The 15,683-nt window shown below is 72.8% G+C and carries 15 protein-coding genes; 9 read left to right on the top strand and 6 right to left on the bottom strand.

Annotated elements, in window-relative coordinates; all coding sequences use genetic code 11:
* The first annotated feature begins 46 nt into the window (after positions 1-46).
* The 5 genes from mshD to pstB all read left to right on the top strand — a co-directional run bounded on the left by mshD (position 47) and on the right by pstB (position 5,410).
* Positions 47-970: a mycothiol synthase gene (mshD, locus tag ACN260_RS01580; protein WP_422754418.1), complete on the top strand. Its 924-nt coding sequence runs from the start codon at positions 47-49 to the stop codon at positions 968-970.
* Positions 971-1,293: 323 nt separating this feature from the next.
* Entirely contained in the window at positions 1,294-2,397 is a 1,104-nt protein-coding gene (pstS, locus tag ACN260_RS01575; RefSeq protein ID WP_422754417.1) for a phosphate ABC transporter substrate-binding protein PstS, read from the top strand.
* Between the two features lie 42 nt (positions 2,398-2,439).
* Complete coding sequence (gene pstC / locus ACN260_RS01570) at positions 2,440-3,531, top strand: phosphate ABC transporter permease subunit PstC (protein WP_422754416.1); 1,092 nt, start codon at positions 2,440-2,442, stop codon at positions 3,529-3,531.
* Positions 3,528-4,616, top strand: coding sequence for a phosphate ABC transporter permease PstA (gene pstA, locus ACN260_RS01565; RefSeq protein ID WP_422754415.1), 1,089 nt, complete (start codon positions 3,528-3,530; stop codon positions 4,614-4,616). The genes pstC and pstA overlap by 4 nt, the downstream gene beginning before the upstream one ends.
* A 17-nt stretch (positions 4,617-4,633) precedes the next feature.
* A complete protein-coding gene (gene pstB, locus ACN260_RS01560) occupies positions 4,634-5,410 on the top strand; it encodes a phosphate ABC transporter ATP-binding protein PstB (RefSeq protein WP_145921987.1) in 777 nt (258 codons plus the stop codon).
* Positions 5,411-5,887: 477 nt separating this feature from the next.
* Here the strand turns inward: pstB and ACN260_RS01555 are convergent, their stop codons facing one another.
* On the bottom strand, positions 5,888-6,745 hold the full coding sequence (locus tag ACN260_RS01555) for an NUDIX hydrolase (protein ID WP_422754414.1): 858 nt from the start codon (positions 6,743-6,745) through the stop codon (positions 5,888-5,890).
* 90 nt (positions 6,746-6,835) lie between these two features.
* On the opposite strand from ACN260_RS01555, the gene ACN260_RS01550 reads away from it, so the two are divergent.
* Positions 6,836-7,804 (top strand): Gfo/Idh/MocA family protein, encoded by a 969-nt coding sequence (locus tag ACN260_RS01550; protein WP_422754413.1) that lies wholly within the window; start codon positions 6,836-6,838, stop codon positions 7,802-7,804.
* 51 nt (positions 7,805-7,855) lie between these two features.
* Here the strand turns inward: ACN260_RS01550 and ACN260_RS01545 are convergent, their stop codons facing one another.
* From ACN260_RS01545 to ACN260_RS01530, 4 genes are all read right to left on the bottom strand, one after another.
* Positions 7,856-8,860, bottom strand: coding sequence for an inorganic phosphate transporter (locus ACN260_RS01545; RefSeq protein ID WP_422754412.1), 1,005 nt, complete (start codon positions 8,858-8,860; stop codon positions 7,856-7,858).
* A gap of 4 nt (positions 8,861-8,864) precedes the next feature.
* Complete coding sequence (locus tag ACN260_RS01540; RefSeq protein WP_067311399.1) at positions 8,865-9,491, bottom strand: DUF47 domain-containing protein; 627 nt, start codon at positions 9,489-9,491, stop codon at positions 8,865-8,867.
* Between the two features lie 118 nt (positions 9,492-9,609).
* Positions 9,610-10,611, bottom strand: a complete 1,002-nt coding sequence (locus ACN260_RS01535; RefSeq protein ID WP_422754411.1) for a PPK2 family polyphosphate kinase — start codon at positions 10,609-10,611, stop codon at positions 9,610-9,612.
* A 62-nt stretch (positions 10,612-10,673) separates the two neighbouring features.
* A complete protein-coding gene (locus ACN260_RS01530; RefSeq protein ID WP_422754410.1) occupies positions 10,674-11,180 on the bottom strand; it encodes a DUF402 domain-containing protein in 507 nt (168 codons plus the stop codon).
* 141 nt (positions 11,181-11,321) lie between these two features.
* Between ACN260_RS01530 and ACN260_RS01525 the strand changes: the two genes are divergently transcribed.
* Positions 11,322-13,517 carry an ATP-dependent DNA helicase gene (locus tag ACN260_RS01525; protein ID WP_422754409.1) on the top strand — a complete coding sequence of 732 codons (2,196 nt, stop codon included), beginning with the start codon at positions 11,322-11,324 and terminating at the stop codon, positions 13,515-13,517.
* 72 nt (positions 13,518-13,589) lie between these two features.
* Here the strand turns inward: ACN260_RS01525 and ACN260_RS01520 are convergent, their stop codons facing one another.
* Entirely contained in the window at positions 13,590-14,894 is a 1,305-nt protein-coding gene (locus ACN260_RS01520) for an AI-2E family transporter (RefSeq protein ID WP_422754408.1), read from the bottom strand.
* A gap of 156 nt (positions 14,895-15,050) precedes the next feature.
* Between ACN260_RS01520 and ACN260_RS01515 the strand changes: the two genes are divergently transcribed.
* Both ACN260_RS01515 and ACN260_RS01510 read left to right on the top strand, forming a co-directional pair.
* On the top strand, positions 15,051-15,398 hold the full coding sequence (locus tag ACN260_RS01515) for a GroES family chaperonin (protein ID WP_088643178.1): 348 nt from the start codon (positions 15,051-15,053) through the stop codon (positions 15,396-15,398).
* Positions 15,399-15,504: 106 nt separating this feature from the next.
* Positions 15,505-15,672 carry a hypothetical protein gene (locus tag ACN260_RS01510; RefSeq protein ID WP_204924719.1) on the top strand — a complete coding sequence of 56 codons (168 nt, stop codon included), beginning with the start codon at positions 15,505-15,507 and terminating at the stop codon, positions 15,670-15,672.
* The last annotated feature ends 11 nt before the right edge of the window (positions 15,673-15,683 follow it).

Raw genomic sequence — 15,683 nt, 5'->3', positions numbered from 1 at the left:
GCCGGCGGGGCCGACCGGGAGGGCGACGCCCGACTACGGTGGCGGGATGAGCAGCGTCGAACCGACCGTCGACCGGGTGGCCCGCACCGAACGCCTCACCCCGGACGAGGTGACCGAGGTGCTGGCCCTGGCCCGGCTCGGCGGCGACGCCGACGGGGCCGACCCGTTCGACGAGCACACCCTGCTGCGGCTGCGTGACCCGCACGCGCCGGCCGGGCACCTGACCGCCCGCGCCCCCGACGGCACCCTGACCGGGTACGCCCACCTGGACACCACCGAGCCGGAGTCCGGGGTCGGGGTGGAGCTGGTGGTGCACCCGGCGTTGCGGCGGCGGGGCACCGGGCGGGCGCTGGTCCGGGGCGTCCTCGCGGCGGCCACCGGCCCGCTGCGGGCCTGGGCGCACGGCGACCACCCGTCCGCCGCGGCGCTCGCCGTGGATCTCGGCTTCACCCGGGCCCGGGTGCTCTGGCAGATGCGCCGGCCGCTGACCGGGGCGGTGCCGCCGCCCCGCCTGCCGGACGGGGTGACGCTGCGCTCCTTCCGCCCCGGAGTCGACGACGACGCCTGGCTCGCGCTCAACGCCCGTGCCTTCGCCACGCACCCCGAGCAGGGCCGGTGGACCACCGACGACCTGCGCGCCCGGCTGGCCGAGCCGTGGTTCGACCCGGACGGTTTCCTGCTCGCCGTCGACGCCGCCGGGCGGCTGCTCGGCTTCCACTGGACCAAGGTGCACGAACAGGCGGGCTCGGCCCGTACCGGTGAGGTCTACGTGGTGGGGGTGGACCCGGACGCCCACGGCGGCGGCCTGGGCCGGGCGCTCACCACGGCCGGCCTGGCGTACCTGCGGGACCGGCGTGGGCTGGACCGGGTGATGCTCTACGTCGACGAGTCCAACAGCGCCGCCGTCTCGCTCTACGAACGGCTCGGGTTCGCCCGCTGGTGCGGGCACGTCAACTACCACCTGGGCTGACGATCCCCCGCCGACTCCACCCCGGCCGGTGACCGGCCGGGTCGCCGATCGGCGCGTCTCCGCGCGGTAACGGCAGGGCCACGCGCGGATAACGGCTGCCCGGATATATCGCATCAATGCGGATACCGGGACGGCAGTTCACCTAACGGACAACCCTCCCTCAGGCACCGGTCACCTTCCCGGCCGGGGCTGTTCATGCTCCGTTCACTTCCGACCGGCGAACCGTCTACCTGGCACTTCTAGCTTTCGTGTCAGCCGGTCAGCGCCGGCACTCGGGCCCCATCCGGGCGACCTGACCAAAGACGTGAAGGGAAACCCCTCAGGTGAAGCTCCAGCGGCACGGCGCCATTGCCTGCCTCGCTCTTACTGCGGTCCTCGGCCTCAGCGCCTGCGGCTCGGACAACAACGAGCCGGCCGGCGCCTCCGCCTCCGGCTCGGCCAGCGCGGCCGACTGCGGCAAGGGCACCCTGAACGCGCAGGGCTCCTCCGCGCAGAAGAACGCCATGGCTGAGTGGATCAAGGCGTACCAGCAGAAGTGCAGCGGCACCACGATCAACTACGAGTCGACCGGTTCGGGCGCGGGCATCCAGGCGTTCATCGCCGGCACCGCCGACTTCGCCGGTTCCGACTCCGCCCTCAAGCCGGAGGAGCAGCCGCAGGCCGACGCCAAGTGCACCGGCGGCGCGGCGCTCAACCTGCCGATGGTGATCGGCCCGGTCGCGGTCGTCTACAACGTCGGCGGCCTGGACAACCTCCAGCTCAAGCCGACCACCCTGGCGCAGATCTTCGCCGGCAAGATCACCAAGTGGGACGACCCGGCGATCAAGGCCGACAACCCGGACGCCACCCTCCCGGCCGCCCCGATCCAGACGGTGCACCGCTCCGACGAGTCGGGCACCACCGACAACTTCACCAAGTACCTGTCGAAGACCGCGCCGTCGGACTGGACCTTCGGCAACAACAAGGCGTGGAAGGCCCCCGGCGGCCTCGGCGCCCCCAAGTCCGACGGTGTCGCCTCCAAGGTCAAGAGCACCGAGGGCACGATCAGCTACGTCGAGTGGTCGTACGCCGAGAACTCCGGCCTGAAGAAGGCCAAGGTGCAGAACGGGGCCGGCGAGTACACCGAGCTGACCGCCGAGTCGGCCGGCAAGACCATCGCCGGGGCCAAGATCGAGGGCCAGGGCGACGACCTCAAGATGTCGATCGACTACACCACCAAGGAGGCCGGGGCGTACCCGATCGTCCTGGTGACCTACGAGATCGTGTGCAGCAAGGGCATCGCCGCCGACAAGCTGCCGCTGGTCAAGGGCCTGCTGGGCCACGCCGCCAGCGCCGAGGGCCAGGCCGATCTGGTCGAGCTGGGCTACGCCCCGCTGCCCGACTCGGTCCGGACCAAGGTCGAGGCCGCGGTCAAGAACCTGGCCTGAGCATCCCGAGCGACAACACCTCAAGTCGAAGCGAGCGCGCAGATGGGTGAAACCCCTCCCCGCTCGGCACACGCCGGCACCGGCGGACACCCCGTGACCCTGGGTCACGAGCGGTCCGCCGGTGCCTCGGCGCGTGTGGCCGAGGCACCAGTCAGCCCCCGTACCCCCGATGACGACCGTGGCCTCGGCGGAGGCGGCGGGCTGCCCCGGGCCCGCGCGTTCGGCGCGGAACGGGCGTTCCGTGGCGTGACCCTGGCCGCCGGCGTCGCCGTGCTGGTCATCATCGCGGCCATCGCGGTCTTCCTGATCGCCAAGGCCGTGCCGGCGCTGCGGGCCAACAGTGCGAACTTCTGGACCTTCGAGGGGTGGTTCCCCAACGACGATCCACCCACGTTCGGCATCGGCGCGCTCGCCTTCGGCACCGTGCTCACCGCCCTGCTGGCGCTGCTGGTCGCGGTGCCGGTGGCGCTGGGCATCGCCCTCTACCTGTCGCACTACGCGCCCCGGCGGCTCGGCACCGCGCTGGGCTTCGTCATCGACCTGCTGGCCGCCGTGCCGAGTGTGGTGTTCGGCCTGTGGGGGCGGGACTACCTGGTCGGGCCGGTCGCCGACCTGTCGGCCTGGCTGAACCGGTACTTCGGCTGGATCCCGATCTTCGGCGACGGCCCGTACGGCAACTCGATCCTGCTCGGCTCGCTGGTCCTGGCGATCATGGTGCTGCCGATCATCACCTCGCTCTCCCGTGAGGTGTTCCTCCAGACCCCGACGGCCAACGAGGAGGCCGCCCTCGCGCTGGGCGCCACCCGCTGGGAGATGTTGCGCACGGCGGTGCTGCCGTACGGCCGGCCGGGCATCATCGCCGCCGTCATGCTCGGCCTCGGCCGGGCGCTCGGCGAGACCATCGCGCTCGCGCTCACCCTCGGCTCGACGTACGCCATCTCGTTCAACATCCTCGCCAACGGCGGCAACAGCATCGCCGCGAACATCGCCAACCGGTTCGCGGAGGCGAACGAGACCGGCCGGGGCGCGCTCATCGCCTCCGGCCTGGTGCTCTTCGCGATCACGCTGGTCGTCAACATCACCGCGCGGGCGATCATCTACCGCCGCCGCGAGTTCACGGAGTCGGCCGCATGACCACCACCCTCACCCCCCGCCGTTCCCGCCCGCCGGCCCAGCCGGACAGCCTGCGGGCCCGCCGACTGCCCGGGTACGCCGCCCCCGCGCTGGCGGTGGCGGCCCTGCTGGTCGCCGCCGGCATCGTCTACGGTGTCGACCTCGGCGGCCCGGTCCTGGTCGTGGTGCTCGGCGCGGTGCTCTACCTGACCGGCCTCTTCGTCGCGGCGAACGCCGTGGAGGGCCGGCGCTCGGCCCGCAACCGGTTCTGGAGCGCGCTGATCCACTCCGCCCTCGTGCTGGCCGTGCTGCCGCTGGCCTCGGTGGTGTGGACGCTGGTCAGCAAGGGCACCGCCCGGCTCGACGGTGACTTCTTCGGCAGCTCGATGAACAACATCGGCGCCCGGGACGCCAACGGCGGCGCATACCACGCCATCGTGGGCACCCTGGAGCAGGTCGGCATCGCCACCGCGATCACCGTCCCGCTCGGCGTGCTCTGCGCGATCTACATCGTCGAGTACGGCCGGGGCCGGTTCGCCTTCACCATCCGGTTCTTCGTCGACGTGATGACGGGCATCCCGTCCATCGTCACCGGCCTGTTCGTGCTGGCCTTCTGGGTGCTGATCGTGTCGCCGTGGTTCAACGACGGCCAGCCCGGCTTCTCCGGCTTCGCCGCCGCCCTCGCGTTGAGCGTGCTGATGCTGCCCACGGTGGTCCGTTCCACCGAGGAGATGCTGCGGCTGGTCCCCGCACCGCTGCGGGAGGGCGCGTACGCCCTCGGCGTGCCGAAGTGGAAGACCATCCTGCGGGTGGTGCTGCCGACCGCGCTGCCCGGCATCGTCACCGGCATCATGCTCTCCATCGCGCGGGCCGCCGGTGAGACCGCCCCGGTGCTGCTCGTCGCCGGTGGTGGTGCGGCGATCAACTTCAACCCGTTCGAGAACAACCAGTCGTCGCTGGCCCTCTTCGTCTACCAGCAGGCCGGCGAGGCGTCGAAGTACTCCCCGGCACGGGCCTGGACCGCGGCGTTGACCCTGGTCGTCCTCGTGCTCGTCCTGACCGTCGCCGCGAAGCTGCTGGCCCGCCGCAACCGGCTCGGCCGATGAACCCCGGAGGTACCACCATGGCCAAGCGCATCGACGCCACCGACGTGACCGCGTACTACGGCGGTTTCAAGGCGATCGAGAACATCAACCTGACGGTCGAGCCGAAGACGGTCACCGCCCTGATCGGGCCGTCCGGCTGCGGCAAGTCGACCTTCCTGCGGTCGATCAACCGGATGCACGAGGTGCTGCCGGGCGCCCGGGTCGAGGGCAGCCTGACCATCGACGGCCAGGACGTCTACCACCGTGACGTCGACGTGACCGCCGTCCGCCGCATGATCGGCATGGTGTTCCAGCGCCCGAACCCGTTCCCCACCATGAGCATCTTCGAGAACGTGGTGGCCGGGCTGCGGCTCAACGGGGTCCGCCGGAAGTCCATCCTGGACGAGGCCGCCGAGAAGGCGCTGCGCGCGGCGAACCTGTGGGACGAGGTCAAGGACCGCCTCGGCAAGCCCGGCGCGGGCCTTTCCGGCGGTCAGCAGCAGCGGCTGTGCATCGCCCGGACCATCGCGGTCGAGCCGCAGGTCGTGCTGATGGACGAGCCCTGCTCGGCGCTGGACCCGATCTCGACGCTGGCCATCGAGGACCTGATGTTCCAGCTCAAGGACAAGTTCACCATCATCATCGTCACCCACAACATGCAGCAGGCGGCCCGGGTCTCCGACCGCACCGCCTTCTTCTCGATCGAGAAGACCGGCGACCCCGGCCGGCTGATCGAGTACGACAACACCCAGAAGATCTTCAGCAACCCCGGCCAGAAGAAGACCGAGGACTACATCACCGGCCGCTTCGGCTGACCACCGCCTGCTCCGCTGAGCCGGTGGGCGTGCGGGGTGGCGGCGTCCCTGCGGGCGACCGCCGAAGCTGCGGGGCGGGGTCCCGGAACACTCCAGCGGACCCTTTCGACCTGATGACGTCGACGACTCACCAGGCCGACGGCAACACCAGGCCGACGGCAGCACCAGGCCGACGGCAACACCAGGCCGACGGCAGCACCAGGCCGACGGCAGCATCGAACCTGCGGCAAGACCAGGCCGGCCGCCTGGACGGGTCGCCTGCCCGGTGCAACGGCGAACTGCCCGCGCTGGCGGCGCTGGTGGGTCGCCAGCAATCCTGGTGTCGCCCGCCGCGCTGGTGAGTCGCCAGCGTCATCAGGTCGAAAGGATCCGAGGTGGACCTGTGGGGGCGGACGCGGTGGGACCGGGTGCGGTGGGCCGGCGGCAGCCGCACCGCCCACGAGACGCGGGGCGTGGCCGGGGCGGATTCAACCGGAGTCAGGCGAGGGTGAAGTGCGGGGTGCCGTCCTCGGCGACGTGGAGGCGGGGGGTCACCGGGGTGGCCGCGTCCCGGGCCGCAGAAGCACGCGCCACCGCCGCCACGCCGCCGGCTGACTCAGCAGCACCGTCAGCAGCGGCGGCCACCTCGGCCAGGGTGACCAGGGTGGGCGGGAGCATGGTCAGCTCGCCGGCCCGTGCCCGGGCCAGGGCGTCCGCCGGGCGGACCCACATGGTGTGGTCGGCCTCCCCGGAGACATCCCGGGTCCGCTGCCCCCGGGGCAGCAGAGCGACGAAGAAGTACGTGTCGAAGCGGCGCGGCTCGAACTCCGGGGTGATCCACCGGCTCCACGGCAGCAGCAGGTCGGACCGCAGGGTGAGCCGCCGCTCGGCGAGCAGCCCGCCGAAGCCCCGCCGGCGTGCCTCCAGATCCTGCCGTGCGGCCTCCCAGTCGTCGCCGCTGACGTCGCCCACCACGGTGTCCGGGTCGGGCCCGGCCAGCAGCACCCCGGCCTCCTCGAAGACCTCCCGCGCGGCGGCGCACACCACCGCCCGGGCGGCGTCCGGCGTGACGCCCAGCCGCCCCGCCCAGGTTGCCGGGTCGGGGCCGGCCCAGTCCGGGTGCGCCTCGGAGTCCGACGGGTCGACACCGCCGCCGGGGAAGGCGTACACCCCGCCGAAGGTCATCGCGGCGACCCGGCGGATGACGTACACCTCGAAGTCGGTGCCGGCCGGGCGGAGCAGCAGCACGGTGGCCGCGACCCGGGGCGTCGCCGGGGTGCCGCCCTCGGCGTGGAACCGACGGGCGTGCTCGACCAGGGCCGGCGGGGCGGGGAAACCGGTGCCGTCGATCGTCATGCGCCGAGCCTAGCCCCGCCGCCCGGACCGACCCGGGGCCGCCGACCCCGCGTCGGCGGCGGGCGACCAGCGGCGGGCTAGCGTGGGCCCATGACACGTTGGGGGATTCTGTCCACCGGCCACATCGCCGGCCGGTTCGCCGAGGACCTCCGGCTGGTGCCGGGGGCCGAGCTGGTCGCGGTCGGCTCACGGACCATCGGGAGCGCCGAGCAGTTCGCCGGCCGGTACGGGGCCGAGCGGGCATACGGCTCGTGGGCCGAGCTGGCGGCCGACGACGGGCTGGACGCGATCTACGTGGCCACCCCGCACGCCGCCCATCACGAGGCCGCCCGGATCTGCCTGGAGGCCGGGCGGGCGGTGCTGTTGGAGAAGCCGTTCACCCTGGACCTGGCCACCAGCACCGAGCTGGTCGAGCTGGCGCGGGCCCGGGGGGTCTTCCTGATGGAGGCCATGTGGATGCGCTGCAACCCACTGATCCTGCGCCTGGTCGAGCTGGTCCGGGCCGGGGCGATCGGCGAGGTGACCAGTGTGCGGGCCGACTTCGGGGTGGCCGGGCCGTTCCCGCCCGAGCACCGGATGCGTAACCCGGCGCTCGGCGGCGGCGCCCTGCTGGACCTCGGCGTCTACCCGGTGAGCCTGGCCCACCTGCTGCTCGGCGTGCCGCAGCACGTGCAGGCGTGGGCGAAGCTCAGCCCGGAGGGGGTGGACGAGAACACCGGCATCGTCTTCGGGTACGACTCGGGCGCGGTCGCCACGCTGGGCTGCGGCATGGTGGGGGCGACCCCGCTGACCGCCGCGATCACCGGCAGCACCGGCCGGATCGAGTTGCCCGAGCCGTTCTTCCGGCCCGGTTCGGCGGTGCTGCACCGGGCCGGTGCCGAGCCGGAGACGCTCACCGACGACCCGGCCGGCGGCGGCTACCAGTACGAGGCCGCCGAGGTGCAGCGCTGCCTGGCGGCCGGGCTGACGGAGAGCCCGCTGGTGCCGCACGCGGTCACGCTGGAGGTGATGGGCCTGCTGGACGACATCCGGGCCCGGATCGGCGTCGACTACGGCTGAGCACGTCGTCGCCGAGGGGCGCCCGGACCGGGTGCCCCTCGGCGACGACTGTCAGAACAGCGGGCGGACCAGTAGGTAGGTGAGGCAGGCGATCAGCGCGGCGGCCGGGAACGTGATGATCCAGGCGAGCACGATGTTGCCTGCCACGTTCCAGCGGACGGCGGAGAGCCGCTTGGTCGCGCCCACCCCCATGATCGCCGAGGTGATCGTGTGGGTGGTGGAGATCGGGGCCTTGAGCACCAGGGCGTTGAAGTAGAGCACCGCGCTGGCCACCGTCTCGGCCGCGAAGCCCTCCGGCGGACCCAGGTCAATGATCTTGCGGCCGAGGGTCCGGATGATCCGCCACCCACCGGCGTACGTGCCGAGCGCCAGCATGGTCGCTGAGGTCCAGAAGACCCAGTTCGGGATGTGCGTCTTGTCGTCCTGGAAACCGCCGGTGTAGAGGGCCAGCACCACGATGCCCATGGTCTTGGCCGCGTCCTGCATGCCGTGGCCCACCGACATGGCCGCCGCCGAGGCGGTCTGCGCCCAACGGAAGCCCCGGTTGAGCTTGCCCGGCTGCCCCTTACGGAACGCCCACAGGATGGCCAGCATCAGCAGGTAACCGAGGGTGAGCCCGACGATCGGGGACAGCACCATCGGCAGGATGACCTTCTCGCCGATGGTGACCCACTGCACCACGCCGCCGGTGGAGAGCAGGGTCGCCCCCACCAGACCACCGAACAGCGCGTGCGACGACGACGAGGGCAGGCCGAAGTACCAGGTGATCAGGTTCCAGGCGATGGCGCCGAGCACCCCGGCGAAGACCACCCCGAGACTGCCCACGCCGGTCGGGAGGGTGACCAGGCCGTCGCCGACGGTCTTGGCGACCCCCGCGCCGAAGTGCGCGCCGACGAAGTTGCCGACCGCCGCCAGGAGCAGGGCGATCCGGGGGGTCAGCGCCCGGGTGGAGACGCTTGTCGCGATCGCGTTGGCAGCGTCGTGGAAGCCGTTGGTGTAGTCGAACGCCAGGGCCACCGCGATCACCGCCAGCACGGCGATGAGTTCGGGACTCACAGGATCAGGACTCCTTGACCGCGATGGTCTCGACTGTGTTCGCCACGTGCTCGAAGGCGTCGCAGGCGGCCTCCAGCTCGTCGGCGACCTCCTTCATCTTCAGCACGGTCAGCGCGTCGTACTCACCGGAGAAGAGCCGGACCAGCAGCATCCGGTACGCCTGGTCGCCGTCGTTCTCCAGCCGGTTGCACTCGATCCAGTAGTCCTCGAGATCCTTCATCGACTTCAGCCGGGGCATCGCCTCCGCGGTCAGCTTGGCCTGGAGGTCGAGCACGTTGACCAGCTCGTGCAGCTCGCGCGGCAGCGACGGGAGCTTGGTGAGCCCGTAGAGGTAGAGCAGGTTGCCGACCGCCTCCAGGTGGTCCATCACGTCGTCGAGCAGCGAGCCCAGCCGGTAGATGTCCTCCCGGTCGAACGGGGTGATGAAGGTGGAGTTGATCTTCTTGTAGAGATCGTGGGTGATCTGGTCGCTGTCGTGCTCGACCTCGGTCAACCGCTCGCTCACCGACTGCACGTCGACGCCGGGCAGGGCCAGCTCGTTGAGCAGCTCGGTGCCCTTCACCAGGTTCTGCGCGGCCCTGGTGAAGAGCTCGTAGAAAGCGCCCTCGGTGGGACGGAAGGAAAACTTCACAGCACGGACCTCGTCGTGTCGGTGGAAGGGTGGCCGCCGCCCAGGGGGCGTCCGCTGATGCATGCTAGGTACCCCACCGGAGCGGGTCTCCGCCGGCCTACCCCTGGTCAGAACCGATTCACCGCTCGTTCATCTGCTGTTCACCTCGGCCGTCACCACCGCCACTCGCCAACCGCTGGCGCTCCCGTTCCACGTCGAAACCGGCAGCCGGATACCCCAGATCAAGACCCTCGAACGTCTCCCGCAGCAGGTGCGCCACCGCCCAGTCCCGGTACCACTTGCGGTCCGCCGGGACCACGAACCAGGGCGCGGCGTCCGAGTCGCACCGCCCCAGCGCCTCCGCGTACGCGGCCTGGTAGTCGTCCCAGCGGGCCCGGGAGTCGAGGTCGCTCGGCTGGTACTTCCAGTACTTCGTCGGGTCGGTCAGCCGCTCCGACAACCGCTGCGCCTGCTCGTCCGGCGAGATGTGCAGCATCACCTTGACCACGGTCACCCCACCGTCGGTCAACTCCCGCTCGAAGGCGTTGATCTGGTCGTAGCGGGCCCGCCAGGTCTGCTCCGGCACCAGCGCGTCGACCCGGGCCACCAGCACGTCCTCGTAGTGCGAGCGGTTGAACACCCCGACGTACCCGGGCGGGGGCAACGCCCGGCGGACCCGCCACAGGAAGTCGTGCCGCAACTCCTGCCGGGTCGGCGGGCCGAACGAACGGATGTGCAGGCCGAGCGGGTTCATCGCGCCGGCCACCCGCTTCACCGTGCCGTCCTTGCCCCCGCAGTCCATCGCCTGGAGCACCAGCAGCAGCCGACCCGGCCGGCCCCGGCCCAGCCGCGCCCCGTCCCGGGCCGGAGCCGACACCGACGGGCCCGGTTCACCGGCCGCCCGCGCGGTGGCGAACAGCATCTCCTGCTGCCGGGCCAGTCCGACGCCGATCAGTTCCACCTGCCGGCGGGCCCACGGCTTTCGGTCCCGGCCCCGGCCCGCCGCGGCGGGCAGGCCCGGGGTGGCCCGGGGATCGACCGCCCCCAGGTCGACCGGGCCGCCACCACCGGGCACCCGCAACAGCTCCCGCATCGTCGCCCCCTCGGGTACGACGACCTCCGTCTCCTCGTCTGCGCGCATCCCCCGATCCTCGCCCACCACCGCACCGGTCGCCTCCCGGGCGTCGGTCGGGGCACGCCCGGTCAGACCACCAGGGCCAGCCACTTCCGGTACGACGACGCGAACGGCTCGGTGCCGTCACCGAGGGCGGTGAGCAGCTTCGCCGCCGCCGCCTGCGCCTGCGCCACCACGTCGTCCGGGTAGCCGAACCGGACCCGGTGCTCGGCGAACTCGTCCTCGTCGCGCAGCTCCACCAGGCCGGTGGTCCGGCGGCGTACCACGTCCAGGTCGAGGTCGACCAGGTGGACGGTGTCGTCGCCCTCCCAGCGGGCCGGGGTGGCGATGTCGCAGTAGACCTCGCTGGTCCTCGGCGGCGGGTTGAACATGCCCGTCCACCAGGCGTGGTGCGGCACCAGCAGGACGAAGGGGATCTGCTCCACCGAGGGCCGGCCGTGGTAGACCGACGCGGTGCCCTCGGTCACCCCCAGCCACACCCCGAGGTCGTCCTCGGCCAGCCGGCGGGCCGGGTAGTCGCGGTGGGCGCTGCCGTCGTACTTGCGGTAGATCACGCGGACCACGTCGCTCGGCATGAATCGCACCCTAGCCGATTCCGACCCCTCCCCGCCGCAGCGAGTTGACCCGTCCGAGGTCACGACAATCCGGACGGTGACCGCGCCACGCGGGGAGGCGGGGGCACGTCCACTGTCGGCGGCGGCGGGTACCGTCGCACGGTGACTCCGCCCCGTACCGCCGCCGGCCCCAGCACCCCCTCGGCCCGCTCCGGCCGACGGCGCGGTGGACGGCCGAGCGGCACCGAACTGCTGGCGGCGGCGGTCGGCGCGGTGCCCGGCGGCGCGACCCGGCCGGGCCAGCAGCAGATGACCGAGGCCATCGAACGCAGCGTCGCCGCCCGCGAGCACCTGCTGGTGCAGGCGGGCACCGGCACCGGCAAGTCGCTGGCCTACCTCGCCCCCGCACTGACCGTGGACGGGCCGGTGGTGGTCTCCACCGCCACCCTGGCGTTGCAGTCCCAACTGGTCGAGCACGACCTGCCCCGGCTGGCCGACGCGGTCGAGCCGCTGCTCGGCCGCCGCCCGACCTTCGCCGTGCTCAAGGGGCGGCACCACTACCTCTGCCTGGCCCGGCTGGACAACTCCACCGAGGACGAGCCGGAGGACACCCTCTTCGACGCCCCCGCCGAGCGGCCCGGCGGCGGGACGAAATGGCTCGGCGAGGCCGGCCGGATCGGTAAGCAGATCCAGCGGCTGCGCGACTGGGCCGAGAAGACCGACACCGGCGACCGGGACGAGCTGGACCCGGGCGTCGACGACCAGGCGTGGCGGCTGGTCTCGATGCCGGCCCGCGAGTGCGTGGGGGCGTCGCGCTGCCCGTTCGGCCAGGAGTGTTTCGCCGAGGCGTCCCGGGCCCGCGCCCGCGAGGCCGACGTGGTGGTCACCAACCACAGCCTGCTCGCGGTGGACATGCTGGCCGGCCGGCACATCGTGCCGCCGCACAGGCTGCTGATCGTCGACGAGGCGCACGAGCTGGCCGACCGGGTCTCCTCGGCGGCCCAGGCGGAGCTGGTGCCGGAGCAGATCGACCGCTCCGCCCGGCGGGCCCGCCCGCTGCTGCGGCCGGACGTCGCCGACCGGCTCACCGAGGCCGGTGACGCGCTCGCCGTCGGGCTGGCCGAGGCCCCGGCCGGCCGGCTCACCGGCGGCCTGCCCGGCCCGCTGCGCGAGGCGTGCACTCTGCTGGACGCGGCCACCCGGGCCGCCCTCGACGCGATCGGCGACGTCAAGGCCGACGATCCGGACCCGGTCCGCAAGCAGCAGGCCAAGGCGGTGCTCGACGAGCTGTCGACCACCGCGCAGCGGCTGCTGGAGGAGGCCGACCACGATGTCGCCTGGGTGGAGAAGCCGGACAACGGCAGCCGCCGGGCGCTGGTGGTCGCGCCGCTGTCCGTCGCCGGCACCCTCGCCACCCACCTGTACGACGAGCGCACGGTGGTGGCCACCTCGGCGACCCTGGCACTGGGCGGCCGGTTCGACACGGTGGCGCGGGCGCTGGGCCTGGAGGCGCCGCCGCCCGCCCCGCCGTCCCCGGCCGCCGCCGCGCTGGCCACCGCCACCGCCGGCCGGTCGACCGGCGTCGTCGGCGGTACGGCGGTCGGGGCCGCCGGCCCGGATGCCGGCGGGGTGGCGAGCGCCCCGGGCAGCCGGGCCGCCACCGGCGTCGTGCCGGCCACGTCGGGGCCGGGCTGGTCGTCGCTCGACGTCGGCTCACCGTTCGACTACGCCCGGCAGGGGATCCTGTACGTCGCCGCGCACCTGCCCCGGCCCAGCGTCTCCGGGCTGCCCGAGGCGGCCGGCGAGGAGTTGCTGCGGCTGGTCGGCGCGCTCGGTGGCCGTACCCTCGGGCTGTTCTCCTCCCGGCGGGCCGCGCAGCAGGCGGCGGAGCTGCTGCGGGCGCGCACCGACCTGCCGGTGCTGCTCCAGGGCGAGGAGGCGTTGCCGCTGCTGGTGCGGCGGTTCCGCGAGGAACGGTCGAGTTGCCTGTTCGGGGTGATGTCGCTCTGGCAGGGGGTGGACGTGCCGGGCGACTCGTGCCAGCTCGTGGTGATCGACAGGCTGCCCTTCCCGCGCCCCGACGAGCCGCTGGCGGCGGCCCGCGCGGCGGCGGTGGACGCGGGCGGCGGGTCCGGCTTCTCGGCGGTCAGCGTGCCGATCGCGGCGGTCCGGCTGGCGCAGGGGGTGGGCCGGCTGATCCGGGCCACCGGTGACCGGGGGGTGGTCGCGGTCCTCGACTCGCGGCTGGAGACGGCGCGCGGCTACGGGCCGTTCCTGCGCCGCTCGCTGCCCCCGTTCTGGTACACCACCCGGCCGGAGGTGGCCCGGGGCGCACTGGAGCGCCTGGCCAAGCTCTGACCCCGCAACGGCGGGCCGCCCGCTCCCCGGCGGGGAACGGGCGGCTTGCGGGGTCGGTCGTACCGTTGCCGGTCAGGGGGCCTGGGAGGCGACCACCACGGCGTCCGGTGGGGTGTCCGGCACGCTGCGGGCGGCGAGCCGGCGGACGGCCGTGTTGAGCACCGCGATCAGCGGCACCGCGACCAGCGCGCCGGTGATGCCGGCGAGCACCACCCCGGCGGCGATCCCGATGATCACCGCGAGCGGGTGGATGGCCACCGCCCGACCCATGATCAACGGTTGCAGCAGGTGCCCCTCGACCTGCTGCACGCCGATCACCACGCCCAGGATGATCAGGGCGGTCACCGGGCCGCTGTCGACCAGCGCCACCAGCACCGCCACCACCCCGGAGAGGAACGCGCCGACGATCGGGATGAACGCGCCGAGGAAGACCAGCGCCGCCAGTGGGAAGGCGAACGGGACGTCGAAGACGACCAGGAAGATGCCGATGCCCACCGCGTCGATGAACGCCACCAGCACGGTGGCCCGCACGTACGCGCCGAGCGTCGCCCAGGAGGCCCGGCCGGCGTCGTCGACCTTCCACCGGGCAGCGACCGGCAGCAGACGGACCAGGAACCGCCAGATCCGGCTGCCGTCGCGCAGGAAGAAGAAGGTGGCGAAGAGCACCAGGACCGCACCGGTCAGCACCTCGGCCAGGGTGGTGGCGGTGGCCAGCGCACCGCTGGTGAACCTCTCGGTGTTGCCGTTGATCCAGCCCTGCGCCTCTTCGATGTAGCGGTTGAGCTGGCTGTCCGACAGGTGCAGCGGGCCGGTCTTGAGCCAGTCCTGGATCTGCCGGACACCCTGCGACGACTTCTCGCTCAGCTCCGGCACCCCCTGGATGAACTCGTTGACCACCAGGGTCAGCGTGCCGAAGACCGCGACCAGCCCGCCGACCAGCACCACGGCGGTGGCCAGCGACCGGGGGAACCGGGCCCGCAGCAGCCAGCCCACCGCCGGGGCGAGCAGCGCGGAGAGCAGCAGCGCGACCGCCAACGGGATGATCACGATGCTGATCGTCCCGACGATCCTCAGCAGCGCCCAGGTGACCACGCCGATCACGATCAACCGCCACGACCAGGCGGCGGCGATCCGCAGCGCGTGCGGCACGTCGGCGTCGTCGCGGCTGGAGGTGGAGTTGTGCATGGCCGCCGGGGGTTCGGCCCCGACCACCGTCGCCGACGGGGCGGCCGGCGGACCGGGGGACGCGGGCGTGGCCACTGCGGCCCCCTCGGGCGCGTCGGCCGGATCGGCACGCCCCGCGCGGACCGACTCCCGTCCGGACTCGTACGCGCGGCGGAGTCGGCCGCGTACCCGCTCGAAGCGGCTCAAGCGCACCTCCTGAGAAACGACACCGGGACGCCCACGGCGACGGCCCGGACAGGGTACGTCCGTACGACCGCCACCGTAGGGCAGTTCCGCCACTCATTGCCCTGTGCCGCATCTGCTCAACCACCGGATCGACGCCCCCGGGCCACACGGTAGCGTCGTGGCGTGACCGCCGACCCGAACCTCGACACCGGCCTGCCGATCCGCCTGCTGCACGACCGGGTGCTGGTCAGGCAGGACGGCAGCGAGGGCGAACGCCGCTCCACCGCAGGCATCGTCATCCCGGCCACCGCCGCCGTCGGCAAACGGTTGGCCTGGGCCACCGCCGTGGGGGTGGGCCCGCACGTACGCGCCGTCGTGGCCGGCGACCGGGTGCTGTTCGACCCGGACGACCGTTCCGAGGTCGAACTGCACGGCCGGGGCTACGTGCTGCTGCGCGAGCGGGACGTGCACGCCGTCGCCGCGGAACGGGTGGAGAGCGAGTCCACCGGCAGCACCGGCCTCTACCTGTAGCTCCGGTCTCTCCCGGGGCCCTCGGGAGCCGTCCCGGGCGACCTACCGGTTTGTCCCGCTTCCCGGCGGGAAGCCAGGCCCGTCACAGGTGCCCTGGGGAGGGACGATGCCGGTTCTCGTGAAGAAGGTGCTGCTCTGGGGCAGCGTCGCCTTCCTGATCTACTTCATGGCGTTCCGCCCGGACGGGGCCGCCCAGATGTTCAAGGGGATCGGGGCGGCCCTGATGGCGATGGCCCAGGGCCTCGGCGACTTCCTCACCACCCTGATGACCTGACTCCGCCCGCC

The sequence above is a fragment of the Micromonospora sp. WMMD708 genome (assembly GCF_049315245.1).
Classification (GTDB): Bacteria; Actinomycetota; Actinomycetes; order Mycobacteriales; family Micromonosporaceae; genus Micromonospora; species Micromonospora wenchangensis.
This window is presented reverse-complemented; position numbering and strand designations above follow the sequence as displayed.

Excerpts from the sequence above, each read along its gene's own strand:
- mshD (WP_422754418.1), top strand. The coding sequence starts at position 47 with ATGAGCAGCGTCGAACCGACCGTCGACCGGGTGGCCCGCACCGAACGC.
- pstC (WP_422754416.1), top strand. The coding sequence starts at position 2,440 with ATGGGTGAAACCCCTCCCCGCTCGGCACACGCCGGCACCGGCGGACAC.
- pstA (WP_422754415.1), top strand. The coding sequence starts at position 3,528 with ATGACCACCACCCTCACCCCCCGCCGTTCCCGCCCGCCGGCCCAGCCG.
- pstB (WP_145921987.1), top strand. The coding sequence starts at position 4,634 with ATGGCCAAGCGCATCGACGCCACCGACGTGACCGCGTACTACGGCGGT.
- ACN260_RS01555 (WP_422754414.1), bottom strand. The coding sequence starts at position 6,745 with ATGACGATCGACGGCACCGGTTTCCCCGCCCCGCCGGCCCTGGTCGAG.
- ACN260_RS01550 (WP_422754413.1), top strand. The coding sequence starts at position 6,836 with ATGACACGTTGGGGGATTCTGTCCACCGGCCACATCGCCGGCCGGTTC.
- ACN260_RS01535 (WP_422754411.1), bottom strand. The coding sequence starts at position 10,611 with ATGCGCGCAGACGAGGAGACGGAGGTCGTCGTACCCGAGGGGGCGACG.
- ACN260_RS01530 (WP_422754410.1), bottom strand. The coding sequence starts at position 11,180 with ATGCCGAGCGACGTGGTCCGCGTGATCTACCGCAAGTACGACGGCAGC.
- ACN260_RS01510 (WP_204924719.1), top strand. The coding sequence starts at position 15,505 with ATGCCGGTTCTCGTGAAGAAGGTGCTGCTCTGGGGCAGCGTCGCCTTC.